The 18,171-nt window shown below is 57.9% G+C and carries 21 protein-coding genes; 8 read left to right on the top strand and 13 right to left on the bottom strand.

The features are described 5' to 3' along the window. Positions 1–136 precede the first annotated feature (136 nt). The 4 genes from DI396_RS09300 (at position 137) to DI396_RS16850 (ending at position 2,976) form a co-directional block, all read left to right on the top strand. Positions 137–1,015, top strand: coding sequence for a peptidylprolyl isomerase (locus DI396_RS09300; protein WP_110795936.1), 879 nt, complete (start codon positions 137–139; stop codon positions 1,013–1,015). A 1-nt stretch (position 1,016) separates the two neighbouring features. Next, the gene (gene argJ, locus DI396_RS09295; protein ID WP_110795935.1) at positions 1,017–2,243 is read left to right on the top strand and encodes a bifunctional glutamate N-acetyltransferase/amino-acid acetyltransferase ArgJ; all 1,227 of its coding nucleotides are present in this window, start codon (positions 1,017–1,019) and stop codon (positions 2,241–2,243) included. Next, positions 2,240–2,638, top strand: a complete 399-nt coding sequence (gene mutT / locus DI396_RS09290; protein ID WP_110795934.1) for an 8-oxo-dGTP diphosphatase MutT — start codon at positions 2,240–2,242, stop codon at positions 2,636–2,638. The genes argJ and mutT overlap by 4 nt, the downstream gene beginning before the upstream one ends. Before the next feature lie 203 nt (positions 2,639–2,841). After that, positions 2,842–2,976 carry a hypothetical protein gene (locus tag DI396_RS16850; RefSeq protein WP_268876841.1) on the top strand — a complete coding sequence of 45 codons (135 nt, stop codon included), beginning with the start codon at positions 2,842–2,844 and terminating at the stop codon, positions 2,974–2,976. 226 nt (positions 2,977–3,202) lie between these two features. Here DI396_RS16850 and infB read toward each other — a convergent pair whose 3' ends face one another. From infB to pip, 6 genes are all read right to left on the bottom strand, one after another. Beyond that, positions 3,203–5,692 (bottom strand): translation initiation factor IF-2, encoded by a 2,490-nt coding sequence (infB, locus tag DI396_RS09285; protein ID WP_110795933.1) that lies wholly within the window; start codon positions 5,690–5,692, stop codon positions 3,203–3,205. A gap of 5 nt (positions 5,693–5,697) precedes the next feature. After that, complete coding sequence (locus DI396_RS09280) at positions 5,698–6,321, bottom strand: RNA-binding protein (RefSeq protein WP_110795932.1); 624 nt, start codon at positions 6,319–6,321, stop codon at positions 5,698–5,700. 23 nt (positions 6,322–6,344) lie between these two features. Next, entirely contained in the window at positions 6,345–7,985 is a 1,641-nt protein-coding gene (nusA, locus tag DI396_RS09275; protein WP_110795931.1) for a transcription termination factor NusA, read from the bottom strand. Between the two features lie 36 nt (positions 7,986–8,021). Further along, positions 8,022–8,621 carry a ribosome maturation factor RimP gene (gene rimP / locus DI396_RS09270; RefSeq protein ID WP_110795930.1) on the bottom strand — a complete coding sequence of 200 codons (600 nt, stop codon included), beginning with the start codon at positions 8,619–8,621 and terminating at the stop codon, positions 8,022–8,024. A 266-nt stretch (positions 8,622–8,887) separates the two neighbouring features. Then, a complete protein-coding gene (locus tag DI396_RS09265; RefSeq protein WP_162617195.1) occupies positions 8,888–9,526 on the bottom strand; it encodes a class I SAM-dependent methyltransferase in 639 nt (212 codons plus the stop codon). 4 nt (positions 9,527–9,530) lie between these two features. Then, on the bottom strand, positions 9,531–10,523 hold the full coding sequence (gene pip / locus DI396_RS09260) for a prolyl aminopeptidase (RefSeq protein WP_110795928.1): 993 nt from the start codon (positions 10,521–10,523) through the stop codon (positions 9,531–9,533). A gap of 75 nt (positions 10,524–10,598) precedes the next feature. On the opposite strand from pip, the gene ubiG reads away from it, so the two are divergent. Then, positions 10,599–11,348 (top strand): bifunctional 2-polyprenyl-6-hydroxyphenol methylase/3-demethylubiquinol 3-O-methyltransferase UbiG, encoded by a 750-nt coding sequence (gene ubiG, locus DI396_RS09255; protein WP_110795927.1) that lies wholly within the window; start codon positions 10,599–10,601, stop codon positions 11,346–11,348. Positions 11,349–11,350: 2 nt separating this feature from the next. On the opposite strand, the gene DI396_RS09250 is transcribed toward ubiG, so the two are convergent. From DI396_RS09250 to DI396_RS09235, 4 genes are read right to left on the bottom strand one after another with little or no spacing between them, the layout of a single operon-like run. Beyond that, a complete protein-coding gene (locus tag DI396_RS09250; protein ID WP_110795926.1) occupies positions 11,351–11,788 on the bottom strand; it encodes a MarR family winged helix-turn-helix transcriptional regulator in 438 nt (145 codons plus the stop codon). A 34-nt stretch (positions 11,789–11,822) separates the two neighbouring features. Next, positions 11,823–12,653, bottom strand: coding sequence for a carbon-nitrogen hydrolase family protein (locus DI396_RS09245; RefSeq protein WP_110795925.1), 831 nt, complete (start codon positions 12,651–12,653; stop codon positions 11,823–11,825). A gap of 3 nt (positions 12,654–12,656) precedes the next feature. Then, positions 12,657–12,914, bottom strand: coding sequence for a glutaredoxin 3 (gene grxC, locus DI396_RS09240; protein WP_110795924.1), 258 nt, complete (start codon positions 12,912–12,914; stop codon positions 12,657–12,659). Between the two features lie 34 nt (positions 12,915–12,948). Continuing rightward, complete coding sequence (locus tag DI396_RS09235; RefSeq protein WP_110795923.1) at positions 12,949–13,680, bottom strand: ComF family protein; 732 nt, start codon at positions 13,678–13,680, stop codon at positions 12,949–12,951. Between the two features lie 24 nt (positions 13,681–13,704). Between DI396_RS09235 and DI396_RS09230 the strand changes: the two genes are divergently transcribed. Beyond that, positions 13,705–14,568 (top strand): methyltransferase domain-containing protein, encoded by an 864-nt coding sequence (locus tag DI396_RS09230; RefSeq protein ID WP_110796046.1) that lies wholly within the window; start codon positions 13,705–13,707, stop codon positions 14,566–14,568. 108 nt (positions 14,569–14,676) lie between these two features. Continuing rightward, positions 14,677–15,741, top strand: coding sequence for a ferrochelatase (hemH, locus tag DI396_RS09225; protein ID WP_110795922.1), 1,065 nt, complete (start codon positions 14,677–14,679; stop codon positions 15,739–15,741). A gap of 175 nt (positions 15,742–15,916) precedes the next feature. Here the strand turns inward: hemH and DI396_RS09220 are convergent, their stop codons facing one another. Next, entirely contained in the window at positions 15,917–16,102 is a 186-nt protein-coding gene (locus DI396_RS09220; RefSeq protein ID WP_110795921.1) for a hypothetical protein, read from the bottom strand. A gap of 149 nt (positions 16,103–16,251) precedes the next feature. Beyond that, a complete protein-coding gene (locus DI396_RS09215; protein ID WP_110795920.1) occupies positions 16,252–16,869 on the bottom strand; it encodes a L,D-transpeptidase in 618 nt (205 codons plus the stop codon). 165 nt (positions 16,870–17,034) lie between these two features. Here DI396_RS09215 and dalA point away from each other — a divergent pair, with 165 nt between their 5' ends. Beyond that, positions 17,035–17,544, top strand: a complete 510-nt coding sequence (dalA, locus tag DI396_RS09210; protein WP_110796045.1) for a divisome-associated lipoprotein DalA — start codon at positions 17,035–17,037, stop codon at positions 17,542–17,544. Between the two features lie 94 nt (positions 17,545–17,638). Here the strand turns inward: dalA and DI396_RS09205 are convergent, their stop codons facing one another. After that, complete coding sequence (locus tag DI396_RS09205; RefSeq protein ID WP_110795919.1) at positions 17,639–18,139, bottom strand: L,D-transpeptidase family protein; 501 nt, start codon at positions 18,137–18,139, stop codon at positions 17,639–17,641. Positions 18,140–18,171 lie beyond the last annotated feature (32 nt).

Here is an 18,171-nt window from a genome sequence, read left to right as displayed (position 1 = left end):
TGCTTGCCCCGTTTCGCGCCGCGCCCTACAACGGGTGCAAACAGCGCTCTTGGCCTTGTTCACAAGGCGATGTAAGGGGCCACTAAACCCGTGTCAACGCCGCGCGGCCTTGGCGCCTCTCTTGAAGGACCAAACGATGCACCGAACCCTCAGTCTTGCCCCTCGCACGCTTCTTGGCGCTGCGCTCGCGTCCACTCTTGCCATCACATTGGCGTGGGGCGCGCCTGTTCGGGCCGAAGAGCCCAACGCCGATACCGTTGTTGCCACCATCAACGGCGAAGACATCACATTGGGCCAAATGGTCGTCGCGCGGTCAAGCCTGCCCGAACAATACAAACAATTGCCCGATGACGTTCTGTTCACCGGAATCCTAGACCAATTGGTCCAGCAAACCGTGTTGTCGCAATCCTTCGACGGGCCTGTGCCGAAATATGTCGGCATCGTGCTTGAAAACCAGAAACGTTCGCTCCTTGCCTCCGAGGTGATTAACGGCCTGTTGGCCGGAGCCGCCACCGAAGACGACATCAAAGCCGCCTATGACGAAGTTTACGGCAGCGCCGATCCAGCACCCGAATACAATGCCTCGCACATTCTCGTCGAAACCGAAGAGGCCGCCAAAGCCTTGATCGAAGAAATCGAGGCCGGGGCCGATTTCGCCGCCCTCGCCAAAGAAAAATCGACCGGCCCCTCTGGCCCGAACGGCGGATCTTTGGGATGGTTCGGCGCCGGTATGATGGTCAAACCGTTCGAAGATGCGGTGACAAACCTCAGCGAAGGCGATGTTTCTGGACCGGTCGAAACACAATTTGGTTGGCATGTGATCTTGTTGAATGAAAAACGTTTTGCCGATGCACCCAGCCTTGAAACCGTGCGCGCCGAGCTGGAAGACACAATCCGCAAAGAGGTTGTCGAAGCCCGCATTGCAGAATTGACCAACGAGGCGGAAATTGACCGCAGCGCCGAGACAGAAATTGATCCTGCCGTCTTGAGCAAGCCGGACCTCATGGACCGCTGATATGGCCAAGATCACCACACAATCCCCTCTGGCCCCCACGCGGTTTCCCGATTTGCCGGTGATCGACGGGGTGCGCTTTGCCACGACCCAAGCTGGGGTGCGCTACGCCGGACGCACCGATGTGATGTTGGCAGAATTAATCCCCGGGACCGCGATTGCCGGCACCTTCACCCGCTCAAGTACGCGTTCGGCGGCGGTGCTTGATTGCCAAGAAAAGATCGGCGGCGACGCCAGCAGCGGCGCGGCGATCATCGTCAATTCCGGCAATGCCAACGCCTTTACCGGCACCAACGGCGCCAAGGCCGCCAAGGCGGTAGTAACCGCCGTAGCCGACACACTGGGCCTGCCCGAAGCGCGGGTGTTTTCCTCTTCCACAGGGGTGATCGGCGAAGTTCTGCCCGACACACGGATCACCGCAAAACTGGCGGAATTGAAAGAGGGTCTCGCAGCAGACACGATTGAACCCGCCGCCCGCGCCATCATGACCACGGACACCTTCCCCAAAGGCGCATCAGCGCAGGTGACCGTCGATGGCCAAACGGTCAAAATTGCAGGGATTGCCAAAGGTTCCGGTATGATCGCACCGGATATGGCGACGATGCTGGTCTATATCTTCACGGATGCAAAGATCGCGCGACCGGCGCTCCAATCGCTGATCTCGGCCCATACCCAAAACACCTTCAACTGCATCACCGTCGACAGCGACACATCGACCTCGGACACATTAATCGCCTGCGCAACGGGGGCCTCGGGCATCGATGTGACCGGCAATGCGGATTTTGCCACGGCCATGCATGACGTCATGCTTGATCTTGCACATCAAGTGATCCGCGACGGCGAAGGCGCGACCAAGTTCGTCGAAATCACCGTTTCCGGCGCGGCCAATGATGCCGATGCCCGCACCCATGCGCTTTCGATTGCCAATTCCCCCTTGGTCAAAACCGCCATTGCAGGCGAAGATCCCAATTGGGGCCGCATCGTCATGGCGGTTGGCAAATCCGGCGCGGCCGCTGACCGCGATTTGCTGGGCATCAGCTTTGGCAACGTCCGCGTCGCCGAAAACGGTTGGGTGCACCCTGATTATGATGAGGCCGATGCCGCCGCCCATATGAAAGGCGAGAACATCAAAATTGGCGTCGACATTGGGCTTGGCTCTGGCACGGCAACGGTTTGGACCTGCGATTTGACCCACGGCTATATCGACATCAATGCCGATTACCGCTCATGACCGTGCTTCTGGTGTCTGCTGTCGCCCTAATCGACAGCGACGGGCGTGTTCTGCTCGCTCAACGCCCCGCAGGAAAAACCATGGCCGGCCTTTGGGAATTCCCCGGTGGCAAAGTTGAACCCGAGGAAACCCCCGAATCCGCCTTGGTGCGCGAATTGCACGAGGAATTGGGCATCGAAACCTGGAATTCCTGCCTCGCACCGCTGACCTTTGCCTCGCATAGCTACGAAAACTTCCATCTGCTGATGCCGCTGTATGCCTGCCGCAAATGGGAGGGCATTCCGCAGCCACGCGAAGGGCAAACTCTGAAATGGGTCGCGCCTCAGAACCTGCGCGATTACCCGATGCCACCGGCCGATATACCTCTGATTGCAATCCTCAGAGATTGGCTTTAGCCCTGCCACTGTTTCCAAATGCAATAGAATATGCCCGATATTTTCCACGAAAATGGGGATTTGCACAATATTTCTGCATTTTTTGCAAATATAATACTTCATATTGTTTCTCAAATTTGTAACAACATTAACCACGATGCTGAGTTGGGGACAATTTGACTCGGGACTTTAACCACTACATTTCGTAATTGGGGAGAATCGAAATGCTACGCACTATCGTTATGGGCAGCTATATATCCGTTCAGGGAACCTTTGTTCGCGCCCTTCCGAACGGCAAAGTCGAAGTCCGTGTCGGCGACAAAACCTTTACCGGAAAGCCCGTGTCCGACGCGGCCTGAGCCGCAACTTACGACACCACTCATACTACATGGTTCGGGCACAATCTGCGCCCAGCATTTAACAGTGACTACGAGCTTCCCACGTTGGCGAAGTGGCCTTGATCGGACTGGCAGCGCCCATCATTGTCGCCCCAACAATTAAAGTGGGAAAGAAAAAGGGGCTCGGCAATTTTGCCAAGCCCCTTTTTCCGTATCTTGTTGCGCGCCCCCAAATGGGGCGTGACCCTTAGCTCAGGGTCCGCGTCACCTCTTCGCGCTCGAAAATCTCGATAACATCGTTGGGACGAATGTCGTCGTAGTTCTCGAAAGCCATACCGCATTCTTGACCGGAGAGGACTTCTTTGACCTCATCCTTGAAGCGTTTCAGCGTTTTCAGCGTGCCCTCATGGATCACCACATCATCACGCAAGAGCCGCACGCCGGCGGAACGGCGCGCAACGCCTTCGGTGACGATACAACCGGCAACCTTGCCAACACCCGTGACTTTGAAGACCTCTTTGATCTGCGCATAGCCGATGAAGTGCTCGCGAATTTCCGCGCTGAGCAGGCCCGAGGCCGCTGCTTTCACGTCATCCACAAGGTCATAGATCACCGAGTAATAGCGGATCTCGACACCCTTTTGGTTGGCACTGTTGCGCGCAGGCGCATTGGCCCGCACGTTAAAGCCGAAGACCGGCGCGCCGGAGGCTTCCGCCAGACCAATGTCGCTTTCCGTGATCGCACCAACGCCTGAATGCAGAACCCGCACCCGAACCTCGTCGTTACCGATTTTTTCCATCGCTTGCACGATGGCTTCGGCGGACCCTTGCACGTCGGCTTTGAGGAGGATCGGCAACTCAGAAACGTTCTGGTCTTCTTTTGCCTTGCTCATCAATTGTTCAAGCGTCGTTGCCGCCCCGACCGCCGCGCGTTTATCTTTCGCGGCTTTCTCACGGTATTCTGCAATCTCGCGCGCCTGCGCCTCGGTGGTGGTGACGTTCAACACATCGCCGGCTTCCGGTGTGCCGTTGAGACCGAGAACCTCGACCGGAACCGATGGGCCGGCCTCTTGCACGCGCTCGCCCTTGTCGTTGATAAGCGCGCGGACCTTACCGTATTGCTCGCCAACAACGAAAATGTCGCCTTGGCGCAGGGTGCCGTTTTGCACCAGAACCGTCGCGACAGGTCCGCGGCCCACGTCCAATTGCGCCTCGATCACCGCGCCCTGTGCGGCGCGATTTGGATTGGCTTTAAGTTCGAGAATTTCAGCTTGAAGCGCGATCGCTTCGAGCAGTTGATCCAAACCTTGGCCGGTATGGGCCGAAACCTCGACATCCTGCACTTCGCCGGACATGGCTTCGACGATCACCTCATGTTGCAACAACTCGGTGCGCACCTTCATCGGATCCGCTTCGGGTTTGTCACATTTGTTGATCGCCACGATCATCGGCACATTCGCCGCCTTGGCGTGGTTGATGGCTTCGATCGTTTGCGGCATTACCGAATCATCCGCCGCAACAACCAGAACCACGATATCGGTGACCTGCGCACCGCGTGACCGCATCGAGGTAAAGGCCGCGTGGCCCGGCGTATCGAGGAAACTCAAGAGCGCGCCACCTTCGGTTTTCACCTGATAGGCACCGATGTGCTGCGTGATGCCACCGGCTTCGCCGGACACCACTTTCGCGTTCCGAATAGCGTCCAAGAGCGACGTCTTACCATGGTCAACGTGACCCATGATCGTAATGACCGGTGGGCGCGATTGCAGGTCTTCGTCCTTGTCTTCGATGATATTGATGACGTCTTCAACATCCGAATCTGACACGCGCACGACCTTGTGGCCGAACTCTTCGATGATCAATTCCGCAGTATCGGCATCAATGGTTTGGTTCTGCGTCACCATCATACCGTTGTTCATCAAGGCTTTGACAACATCCGCGACACGTTCTGCCATACGGTTTGCCAATTCCGACACCACGATGGCTTCGGGCAATTGCACGTCGCGCACGACCTTTTCGCGCTCTTGCGTGCCCATTGCTTTTTGACGCGCGCGCTCTTGCTTGCGCTTCATTGCCGCCATGGATTTCGGACGCCCGCCTTCACCGCCACGCAGGGCCTGGTTCAAGGTCAATTTGCCCGAACGGCGGCCATCATCGCGAGCTTTGCCGCGGTTTTGGCGATCTTCTTTTTCAGGACGGCGCGCCGGAGCACCCCCGGCCGGAGGCGCAGTGCGCTGCGCGCGCGGCGCGGCGGGCTCGCCCGCAGGCGGGTTCGCAGCAGCTTCGGCAGCGGCCTTGGCCGCATCTTCGGCGGCACGTTTGGCGCGCGCTTCTTCCTCGGCTTTGGCCTTCAGCGCGGCTTCGCGCTCGCGCTCTTCGCGCTCTTTGGCTTCCGCTTCATCGCGGCGGCGTTGACGCTCTGCGTCGCGGGCCTTTTCATCGGCTTCGCGTTTCGCGGCATCTTCTGCCTCGCGGGCTTTCGCAGCCTGCAACGCCTTCAAACGGCGCTCCATCTCGGCGTCGGTGATCCCTGCGGGACGTTTGGAGGGATCTCCAAGCGCAGGATTGCCAGTGGCACCAGGTTTCGAAGCACCGGGCTTCGGCACCACAACGCGCTTGCGTTTGGTTTCCACCACGACGTTTTTGGTCCGGCCGTGGCTGAAGCTTTGCTTCACGTTGCCCGCGCGGGGGCCACCACGGACTCCCAAAGTCTTTTTGCCGTCGTTGTCGTCGCTCATGTGGTCTACTTCCCTTTCCGGCGAGCCTTCCCGCCGTCCGAAACGCGCAGGCCTTTCAGCCTTGCCGCTTCCTCTACAACACGTTGCGCCAAACCTCCATAGCCCAGTGCGGCGTGGATTGTGGTTTCGCGCCCGAATGCCTGACCCAGCTCATCCGCTGTCAGCCATCCAATGAATTTTCCGCCCTCGGGCGTGCTCAGTTTTGACTTGCCGCGCTCGGACCCGTCAGAGGCCTGCAAAAGCACTTTGGCATCGTCTTTATAGAGCCAGTCTTTCACCTTTTCATATCCCGACACTGCGCGTCCCCCCTTACGGGCCAAACTCACAAGGTCAATCACCCGCCGCGCCAATTGCGCTTCGAGCGTCACGATAAGGTCCTCCGGCACAGTGACCGCCTGTTTGGCAGCGCGCGCAAAAAGACCTTTGCCCACCGCGACCTCCAGCGCATCACGGGTCGCCAGAACCCAAATCCCGCGTCCGGGCAATTTACCCATGACATCCGCAACGATCTGCCCGTCCGGCCCGACAACAAAACGGATCATGTCAGAGGTAGGATGGGTATCGCCCGTGGCAATACACTTCCGCTCTGGCCCGTCTTCGCGGGATTTATCTACACCGGCTCGACCCATGCGTGGCTCCAGTCCCGAGACCCTTAGGCCTCGGCCTCCTCGGTCGCGGTGTCATCACCTTCACCTTCGCCCGCCTCACTGGCTTCGGCTTTGGCAGCTTCCAACTCGGCCGGATCCACCCAGCCCAGCATAACGCGCGCGGTCATGACCATGTTCTGTGCCTCTTCGAGGCTGACATCGAATTTTTCCAGCAAACCATCGTCTTTGATGCGTTCGCCGCCGTCGGTAGTCCAACCGCCGGCCAATTCCCAATCCGCACATGTGGCGAAATCTTCGAGGGTCTTCACCCCGTCTTCGGCCAGCACTTCGACCATTTGGGGGGTCAGGCCTTCAAATTCAATAAGGCTGTCTTCGGCGCCCAACTCGCGCGCATGGGCAAGCGCCGCCTTGGCAGCAGCCTCAAGCGTTTCACGCGCACGGGTTTGCAGTTCCTGCGCCGTGTCTTCATCCACACCGTCAATGACCAACAATTCGTCCAATTCGACATACCCGACCTCTTCGAGGTTGGTGAAGCCTTCAGATACAAGAAGCTGCGCAAAAAACTCATCCACGTCCAAAGCATCCATAAACAGCTTGGTGCGGATTTCGAATTCTTTCTGGCGACGTTCGGATTCTTCGGCCTCGGTCATGATGTCGATATCAAGCCCGGTCAATTGCGATGCCAGACGCACGTTTTGACCCCGGCGACCAATGGCGAGCGACAGCTGCTCGTCCGGGACGACAACCTCGATACGTTCCGCTTCCTCGTCGAGAACCACTTTGGTCACTTCGGCGGGTTGCAATGCGTTCACAAGGAAGGTCGGTTGATCTTCGTTCCACGGAATGATGTCGATTTTCTCGCCCTGAAGCTCGTTGACGACCGCCTGCACCCGGCTGCCGCGCATACCAACACATGCGCCCACGGGATCAATGCCGCTGTCGTAGGAAATCACCGCGATCTTCGCGCGCGATCCGGGATCACGGGCCACGGCCTTGATTTCGATAATGCCGTCATAGATTTCCGGCACTTCCATTTTGAACAATTCGGCCATGAATTCCGGCGCCGTACGCGACAGGAAAATCTGCGGGCCGCGGGCCTCGCGGCGCACGTCCTTGATGTAGCACCGCACGCGATCATTCGGGCGATAAGCTTCGCGGCCGATTTTTTCATTGCGGCGCAAGATGCCTTCGCCGCGACCCACATCGACGATAACGTTGCCGTATTCTTCACGTTTGACCACACCGTTGATGATGGTGCCGGCACGATCTTTGAATTCTTCGAACTGGCGATCACGTTCGGCTTCGCGCACCTTTTGCAAGATCACCTGCTTGGCCGATTGCGCCGCGATCCGGCCCATTTCGACGGGCGGCACTTCTTCAACGTAAGTGTCACCAACAACAGGGTTTTCAAGATACTGCTTGGCCTGCTCAACGGTCAATTCGGATTGGTAGTTTTCCAATTCCTCATCTTCAACCACAGTGCGCACGCGGGTGAATGTCGCGCGGCCGGTCTTGCGGTCGATATCAACACGAATATCCATCTCCGAGCCGTAACGGCTCTTGGCCGCGCGGGCGAGGCTCTCTTCCATCGCCTCAACCACCAAACCGGGGTCGATCATCTTTTCGCGGGCAACCGCTTCGGCTGTTTGCAGCAGCTCAAGCTGGTTTGCAGATGTAATTGCCATTCTCAGGTTCTCCTCGGAACATGCGCCGTGGCGGCGTTACTCTTCGTTTAAATCGGTTTCAGTGTCGGCATCGGTCTCGATCTCGTCAAAACCGTCTTCATTCAATACGCCCGCCGCCTTGCGCTGGCGCAGCATCTCTTTGATCAACTCATCGGTCAAAACCAATTTCGCATCGCTCAGCCAATCAAACTGCAACCCCACGGTCACGGTTTCCTTGCCCTCTTCAAGGTTGATCAAAACCTCGTTGCCTTCGATCCCTGCCAGAACGCCCTTGAAACGGCGGCGTCCGTCGATCAATTCGCCGGTCTCGATTTTGGCCTCATAACCTTCGAACATATCAAAATCTTTGAGCCGCGTCAGCGGGCGGTCAATGCCGGGGCTGGAGACTTCAAGCGCGTATTCGTCGCTGATCGGGTCTTCAACATCCAGAACCGCGCCCAGCGCCGTCGAGATTTTCGCGCAATCATCGACCTCGATACCACCTTCGGGTTTGTCGGCCATGATCTGCAAAATATTGGTCTTGCCGCTCATCAAGCGCACGCGCACCAATTCATACCCCATGTCCTCGATGACGGGGGTAATGATCTCGGCAAGTCGCCGGTCCATCGCTGCTTTGGCAATCAGGTCGTTGCTCATATCGGCCCTGCTGGTCCTATCGGTTGCGCCCCACATGGGACGTCATGTCAATCTATCGTCTCGTTCGATCCGGCTTGAACGCCGGTCGGTGAAGCAAGCACAAAAAAACGGGCGCGCGGCCCGTTGATCGTTCTCGGTGGTGCCTCGAAGTCTCTCGGCGCCGCTGTTGCAAGCGATATATGCCGATGATGCCCCATGTGCAAGGCTTTTGTCAGAGTGCCCCACGGCAGACCGCGCCATGCGCGGTGCCATGGCCCCGGCGCGGTTCAATAGGCGGCAGAGGGGCGGCGCGCGATGACGAATGTCGCGGCCATCCTTGACGGGGGCTTCCATGAAGTGATCACCTCGAATCCCGTTCGGCGCATTTCGCCCAAAAGCTCGTCTTGCGACAAATATTGCACCTTGGGAAAAATCCCCAAACGCGACAAAACCGTGAGCAGGATTTTGATCGGCATGAACCCGCGCCCGATGCAGGCGGTGGAGGAAATAAAATAGCCCCCCGGCGGGAGCACCTTATAGGCCGTCTCGATCGCCTGCGCGTAGTCCGGCAAGAGATGCAAGATATTCATCGCCAAAACCGCCTCGTAACTTGCCGGTCCGGCGTTGAGCGCGCCAATGCTACCCACTTCGAAACGCGCATTCTCGACACCGGCATCCGCGGCACGGCCCCGCGCGATCTCGACCATCTTGTCGGAGTAATCAATCCCGAGGATCGAACGCACAAAGGGCGCATGCGCGACCGCCGTGGTGCCGGTGCCGCAGCCGATCTCAAGCACCCGCATCCCGTCATTCAGCACCGCGCGCGTTTCGTCCAGCTTGCGTTGATAGGAAGCTTCATCACGGATCTTGGCGCGCGCATATCGCGGTGCCATCCAGTTCCAAAACCCGCTGCCCTTACCCGCCATCGACTTATCCCGCCACTTTCGGACCACCGGACAAGGCCATCCGATCCATGATTCGCACCAATTCTGCGGAAATCCCGACCTCTGACAACGCATGTCCCGCAACCGGAACCATGCGCAATTCCGCGCCCGGCCATACTTCTGCCAACCGGTAAGCCGTCACAGGCGGACAGATCATATCATACCGCCCTTGCACAATATGTGCCGGAATATGCGAAATACGGCTCATCCGGTTCATGATATGCCCGTCTTCCTCAAGCCATCCGGCATGGGTGAAATAATGATTTTCCAAACGGCTGAAGGCGCGGGCATATTCACCGGCACCCTCGCCGCTGTAACCGGTGGAGTTCACCGTCGCGAGCGCGTTTTCCCACGCCGCCCATGTCTTGCCGAATTTGACCTCTTCGGCGCGATCACCGCTAAAGAGCCGCTTGTGATAGGCGGCGATCATATCGCCGCGCTCATCCTCGGGAATGGGTGCGCAAAACCGGTCCCATGTGTCGGGCCAAAACTGCCCTGCGCCGCCGCCGTAAAACCAATCCAATTCGGCCTGCGTCATCGTGAACACGCCGCGCAGCACCAGATGTTGCGCCCGTTCGGGATGGGTTTGCGCATAGATAAGCGAGAGCGTCGCGCCCCAACTGCCGCCAAAAACCACCCAGGCATCAATGCCCAGCGCGGCGCGAATCATCTCGATATCGCGGACCAGATGCCACGTCGTGTTGTCGGTCACGCTGGCATAGGGTTTTGAGCGCCCGCAGCCACGTTGATCAAACAAAATCACCCGATAAACTTCGGGATCGAAATACCGCCGCATCGCGGGGCTGCATCCGCCGCCCGGACCGCCATGAAGCACAACAACAGGCCGCCCGTCGGGGTTGCCCGATTGCTCGACATAAATGCTATGTCCATCGCCCACATCCAGCATCCGTTGATCAAACGGCTCGATCGGTGGATATAAATACTGCACTGCGCTCTTTTGGCCTGAGATTCTGTCCATGACTGTCCTATATAGAGCCCTAAGCTTGACGCACCAGCGCCTGCGATGACCCCAGAAGATCACAGGGAGAGCAAAATGCAAACCGCCCAAAACACCGTCGATCCCGCCGAAGTCGCAAAATTCGAAGCCATGGCCGCCGAATGGTGGGATCCGAACGGCAAGTTCAAGCCGCTTCATATGCTCAACCCCTGCCGGTTGGATTATATCACGGCGCAAATCGCCGCCGAGTTTGGTCGCGATCTGGAGACGGCCCGCCCGTTTGAGGGACTGCGCATTTTGGATATCGGATGCGGCGGCGGATTGCTCAGCGAACCTATGGCCCGCCTTGGCGCGACAGTCGTTGGCGCCGATGCGGCCGCAGGCAACATCCCCGTCGCGCAAGTCCACGCCGAATCCTCTGGCCTCACTATCGACTATCGCAATGTCACCGCCGAATCCTTGGCCGATGACGGCGAAGAATTCGATGTGGTGCTGAATATGGAAGTGGTCGAACATGTCTCCGACCCGCAGGCCTATACCACCGCCTGCCGGATGTTGCTCAAACCCGGCGGGTTGATGATTTGCTCGACCATCAACCGCAATCCCAAAAGTTTCGCCGTCGCCATCGTCGGTGCCGAAGTGATCATGCGCTGGCTGCCCAAAGGCACCCATGAGTGGAGCAAATTCATCACGCCGGACGAGCTTTATAAATTGATCGAGACTGCCGGATTGAAACCGGTGGACCGCAAGGGATTCGTGTTCAACCCGATCTCATGGAAATGGTCCCTGTCGGACCGCGATTTGAGCGTCAATTACGTCACCGCCAGCCTCAAGCCGACGTCTTAACCCTATTCAAGCTTGGCCCGCAGATCGCGCAAAATCGGCAGCACCGCCCGCACTTTTTCACCGCCCAGATCATGGACCAAATCCGTGATCATCGGTGAAATCGCCGCAAGCGCCGCCTCGCGCGCCTGACGTCCTGCGGGGCTGATGGCGACCATTTTACGCCGCGCATCGTCCCAATCAGGGCGAATATGCACATAGCCCGCCCATTCCAGTTTGCGCAGCGTATTTGTCATAGCGCCTCGGGTGACATGAAATGTCTTGGCCAATTGCGCGGGGCTGCGTTCCGCCCCCGCATGCGCCAGATGGTTGAGCACCGAAAAATGCGAGATCTCCATCCCCTTGGGCAAGACACGGCTGAGCCGATTGCGCACCAATTGATCGGCGGTCAGGATTTCGCTGAACAAGGCAACAGCGAGAGCATTATTTGCGGTAGCATTCATAACACTTACTGCTTTAACGCCCGCGCGCCATGCGTCAAGGCCCGCGAAAGCCCTGATCATGGGTCAAGGCCGGCACTCGTGCCCGCGCCTTGGTCACGGCATCAAGGTCCAAATCGACATACCCGATGCCCGTTTCAGTTCCCATATCGAGCAAAACCTCGCCCCACGGTGCCACCACCATGGAATGCCCGTAGGTGCTGCGGGGTTTACCACGGCTGATATCATGCGCGCCGACCTGCGCGGGGGCCAAAACATAACTCCCCGTCTCGATCGCGCGGGCGCGCAGCAATGGCTCCCAATGTGCCGCGCCGGTTACGGGCGAAAACGCCGCCGGAACGGTCAATATCTGCGCGCCCGCCTTGGCCAAGGCGCGGTACAGATAGGCAAAGCGAATATCGTAACAGATCGACAGGCCCAGCACACCGAAGGGCGTTTCGCAGATTTGTGCATGTGTTCCCGGACGGTAACCGTCGCTTTCGCGAAAGGTCTCTGTCTCGCTGACCTGCACATCAAACATATGCAGTTTGTCATAGCGGGCTTTTACCGCGCCATCGGGATCGACCACAAACGACCGGTTGGCAAACCGCCCGCCTGCATCGCCGGTCTTTAACCCCAAAGATCCGATCAGCACCCAAATACCCAGCGCCCGCGCCGTGTCACACAAGCCCGCGAGAACCAAATCCTCTTCCTCGCGCTGCAGCACCGCATTTTGATGGCTACGAGAGGTCGAGAGGCAATTGCACACCTCTGGCAACAAAGCAAAACCCGCGCCATGCTCCGCCGCCTCGCGCAGCATGGCCCGCATCATCGCAAGGTTATGCGCGGGATCATCCGACGACGTGATCTGCAACAGCGCGGTTTTCATCGCCTAACCCGCCAAAAGCGCGTCGAGCTTACCCGCGTTTTCCATGGCATAAAGATCATCACAGCCGCCGACATGGGTATCCCCGATGAAAATCTGCGGCACGGTGCGCCCGCCATTGGCCTTTTGCGTCATTTCGGCGCGCCGTGATGGGTCGGCTGTCACATCAACCTCTTGAAAGTTGACGTCTTTTTCTTTCAAAAGGCGTTTCGCCGCGTGGCAAAAGCCACATGTCGACGTGGTGTATATCAAGACAGGGTTCATCGCGTTTCTCCGGTTTTGTTTCGTTGTCGGAGATTTAGGCCTCTTTTGCAACGCGTGCGAGGGCCGCGATGCGCACATCTTTGGCACCAGCTTGTAAACAAACCTGTGTTGCTGCGTGAAGCGTCGCGCCAGAGGTCAAGACATCATCCACCAATAGCACCGACCGTCCCGCTATTCGGTGGCGCCGCTTGGGATGAACGGTGATGGCGCCTTCCAATTCCTGAAACCGCGCAGCGTGATCCATGCCTTTGAGTTGCGCGGTACGGGTCGGGCGTTGCAACAGGTCGGGGCAATAAGCGAGACCCAATTCATGTGCCAAAGCTTCGGCCAGCAGCGCCGATTGATTGAACCGCCGTTTGAGCATCCGCGTCCAATGCAACGGGATCGGCGCAACCAATATCTGCGGGGCCAACAAGAAATGCGCGCGCCGCGCCATCCATTTCGCCGCCGGCCGGACGATTTCATGCCGGTCCCCATGTTTGAGCGCCAAAACCAAATCGCGGCCTTTGCCTTCGTATAAAAGCGCCGCCCGCCCCCGCACCCACGGGCGCGGATGATCAAGGCAGGCGTCGCATTTCATCACCGCACCGGATACATCCCCCAGCCCTTCGGGCAAGGGCGCGCCGCAGGCATCACAGCACGGGTCAATGATAAAAGGCGTGTCGCGCCAACAGGGACCACATAGGCCGAAATCGCTTTCGACCGCATCGCCGCAACTGAGGCACCGTGGCGGGTAAACAACACGCAATGCCGTTTGAATTCCCATGCTCCCCCTCCTATGGTTCGCGCCATGACGCAAAACCCATCTCTCACCGACCGGACCGCCCTCTTGCGCAACCGCACGCGCGCCGCAAAGGGATTCGCCAGCTTCCTGCACGAATCCGCCGCAGAGGAGATTAATGATCGACTCGCGATGGTTAACAGAACCTTTACCGACATGGCCCTTGTCACCGGTCATGACGGATTTTGGCGACAAAATTTTGACACTGCACAAATCGTCGCCGATGAAGACGCTTTGAACCTCGCCCCGCAAGCGCATGATCTGGTGGTGCATGCGATGGCGCTGCATTGGTCCGATGATCCGGTCGGGCAATTGGTGCAAGCGCGCCGCGCCCTGCGCCCTGACGGGCTATTCCTCGCGGTGTTTTTCGGCGGCCAAACCCTGTCAGAATTGCGTGCGGCTCTGGCGCAGGCCGAAAGCGAGGTGACCGGCGGGCTAAGCCCGCGCGTCGCCCCGATGGGGGAAATTCGCGATCTTGGCGGATTGTTGCAACGGGCCGGTTTTGCGCTGCCGGTCGCAGATAGCGTGCCGCTCACTGTGACGTATAAATCGGCGCTGCATTTGATGCATGATCTGCGGGCAATGGGGGAAAATAACGCGCTGACGTCCCGATTGCGCCGCCCGACACGGCGCGCCGTTTTCACCCGCGCGGCAGAAATCTATGCACAGCATTTCGCCGCAGAGGATGCTACGGGTGCCGTAAACACCATAGCTGCCGCCCAAACCAAACGAATCAAAGCCACGTTCGAATTGACCGTACTCACCGGATGGGCCCCGGACGACAGCCAACAAAAACCCCTGCGCCCGGGATCCGCTTCGCAACGCCTTGCCGATGCCTTGGGAACCGATGAAACGCCGCTCACACCCCTTTAGCGCTGCATAGATCGACGCACCTGCGGTGAAAAATGTTGAACCATCGGGCGTTTCCACTATGTCCGGTGAAACCTGTATGCCGTTACCGCCACCCACGAGGAGAGCCCGATGCCGGATGCATCCATCCACGCCACCTGCCCCGCTCATGCGCCAAAGGACCATCCGAAGGTGCCTGCAGCCAAAGTCGGCGTGATTATCGCCAACCTCGGCACCCCAGACGGTACAGATTACTGGTCGATGCGCCGGTACCTAAACGAATTTTTGTCCGACCAACGGGTCATTGATTACCCCAAATGGAAATGGCAACCGCTGCTTCAACTGATCATCTTGAGCAAGCGGCCCTTTACATCAGGTGCCGCCTACAGATCCATTTGGAACACGGAAAAAAATGAAAGCCCGCTGTTGACCATCACGCGGGATCAAACGGCCGCGATCCGCACCGAATTGCATACGCGCTACGGCGATCAGGTCATGGTGGATTTCGCCATGCGCTACGGCAACCCGTCGACCAAATCCAAAGTCGACGAAATGGTCAAAGCCGGATGCACCAAAATCCTGTTTTTCCCGCTTTATCCGCAATGCGCGGGGGCCACGACCGCCACCGCAAACGATGAATTTTTCCGCGCGCTGATGAAGCAAACGGCACAGCCGGCGGCACGCACGGTGCCCGAATACTTCGAAAACCCCGACTATATCGATGCTCTGGCCGCATCTGTCGAACGTGCCTATGAAACAGCCACGAAAAAGCCGGACCTCTTGGTTGTCTCCTACCACGGCATGCCGGAACGCTATTTGACGCAAGGCGATCCCTATCATTGCAAATGCCAGAAAACCACGCGCCTCTTGCGTGAACGGCTGGGATGGGACGAGACACAAATCACCACAACCTTCCAATCGGTGTTTGGCCCAGAAGAGTGGCTCAAACCCTATACCGTCAAGGAAGTCGCGCGTTTGGCCAAGGAAGAGGGTAAAAAGAACATCGCCGTCATTGCCCCGGCCTTTGCCGCCGATTGCATCGAAACGCTCGAAGAGATCAACGAAGAAATTCGCGAGAGCTTCGTACATGCAGGCGGTGAGGAGTTTCTCTATATTCCCTGCCTCAACGATGATCCGGGGCATATTCGCGCCCTCTGCGGTGTTATCGAAGAAAACCTGGCAGGCTGGTTGGCGTAACGCTCATCTGCTCGAAACCATGAGAAAAGCGCCGCGCTTCAAGGAGCTGCGGCGCTTTTTCTATATTGGGCACCCCTGACGGGGTGCAAAAAACCGGCGCTGTCATCCGGCCATAAAACGCAAAAGGCGGAGGGAAAACCCTCCGCCTTTCGAATCTGCCCTGAAGGGCCAATTCTTAGTCGTTTGCAACGGCCGCTGCGACAACTGCCAGAACCAGCAGCGGGATCAAGATGCCCGAAGCCGAGGAGGAAGCAGTTTCTTCAACGATAACCGGCGCGTCCATCATGGGCTCTGCCATGTTGCCTGCCGAAGCGGTGGTTGCAGCAGCAGCGAAAGCGGCGGCGAGTGCGATCTTTTTCATAGTAGTGTTCTCCAGATATTCGCCTGCATACCGGCCAAACATGACACGGACAGGCCCCAAGACTAAACCTCGTAGCGTTTTCTAACCATCAAACATTCTTGATTGCAAACACTAGATTATTTCTAACCTGCCGACTCAACGGAAGTTTGTCAAATAAGCAACACTTGGGTGCCGACCTTGGTCAGGCCGAAAAGCTCGGCAATATGCTCGTTATAAAGCCCGATACAGCCATTGGACGACCGACGCCCGATTTTGCGCGTGTCATGCGTGCCGTGAATCCGGTAGTATGTCCAGCTGAGATAAAGCGCATGCGTACCAAGCGGATTGTCCGGCCCCGGCCCGACATACGGCGGCCATTCTGGATTGCGCTTGATCATGGACGGCGTCGGGCGCCAGCTTGGGCCTTCGACCTTTTTGATCACCGAAGTGCGGCCAAGGCGGGTCAAATCATCGGATAGCGGCACGCTGGACGGGTAAAGCTTATAGATGCTTTCGTCCTCGGACCAATAATGCAAGGCCCGCGACGTAATATCGACCAAAACCGCGCCATTCTTCAAATTCGAGAAATACGGCCGCCAGTCCAGCGAACGGAAGCTGGAAATATTGCGGCGTACAACCTCGGTGACATCATGCTCTAGCTCGACGGTATCATCGCCGTTCACGTCGGTGGTTTGTGCAAAAGCACGCCCGACAAGGGCCGGCGTGCCCAAAAATGCAGCACCACCCGCCAAAAAGGCGCGGCGGCTGGATGGTTTATTGGTATTCATAACGTGATCTCCGGACCGGACGCTTTCAATTGCCTCCTGATATATGGCGCGAAAGCCGCAGTCGCAAATCAAACAACTGTTAACTCGCATTCTCACGCGCATGTGGGTTTGAAACGCAACGGCGCGCAGGATAAGGCTGGTGAACACAAGATTCAGGTGAGCCCTATGATCCGACCCATTGCAATTGCCCTCATCTCTGCGCTGAGCCTTGCGGCCTGTACGCCGAGCGAGCCGACCCTCGGCCCCGATGGCAAACCCCTACCGCGTCTTTATCGCATCCCGAACACCGGCGAAGCCAAGATGCAGTATCGCATGCTTGATTCGGTCAATGCCCTGCGCAGCGCCTCTGGCGCGCAGCCGGTTACGCTTGACCCACAGCTGACCGCCGCCGCCGCCACCCATTCGCGCGATATGTCGATCCAGAACCGTCCGTGGCATTTCGGCTCTGATGGCTCTTCGCCAATCGACCGGGTGCGCCGCGTCGGATATACTGGCACGATGCTCGGCGAGAATATCTCGGAAACCTACGAGACCGAAGTCGAAACACTTGGCGCTTGGATGGAGCAACCCGATACCCGCGACGTGGTTCTCGACAAACGCGCGGTCAATATGGGTTTTGCATGGCATCAGGAAAGCAATGGCAAAATCTGGTGGACATTAATCATGGGCGATTAACCCGCAGCACAGCAGAAAAACAACGGCCGCCTTTCGAGGCGGCCGTTTTCATTCGGGCGCTATGCAAGGCATGCATACATCAGGTATTCAGCTGTCAGGGGTAAATCCGGATCGGCGTGCCATCATTGACCATCGCATAGATTTGCTCGATCTCGCGGTTGCGCACGGAAATACACCCTGCGGTCCAATCAGCGCGCGGCAATTTATTGCCCTTGGCACGGTTCGGTTGCCCGTGAATAAATATGTCGCCGCCGGGGGAAACGCCGCGCGCTTCAGCCCGCGCAATATCGGTGGCATTGGGGTAATTGATCCCGACAGACAGGTGAAACTCGCTGTTTGGATTACGCCGGTCGATCAGGTAATCGCCCTCCGGCGTGCGCCCGTCGCCTTCTTGAGCCTTATGGCCATCCGGTGCGAACCCAAGCCCGATATCATATTTCTTCAACACCTCACCGTGATGCAGCAGATACATCGTCCGGTTCTGTTTATAGACTAAAACCTGCGTCACCTCGGGACCATTGTAGCCGCGCAGCCCGCCGCAAGAGGCCAGTCCGAAAAGCGCAACCAAAAGAAAGAATGCCCGAAAAATTGCCATGATGTTTGCCCGCTCGCATCGAAAATCAACGC

The sequence above is a fragment of the Litorivita pollutaquae genome, assembly GCF_003205515.1.
GTDB lineage: Bacteria > Pseudomonadota > Alphaproteobacteria > Rhodobacterales > Rhodobacteraceae > Litorivita > Litorivita pollutaquae.
This window is presented reverse-complemented; position numbering and strand designations above follow the sequence as displayed.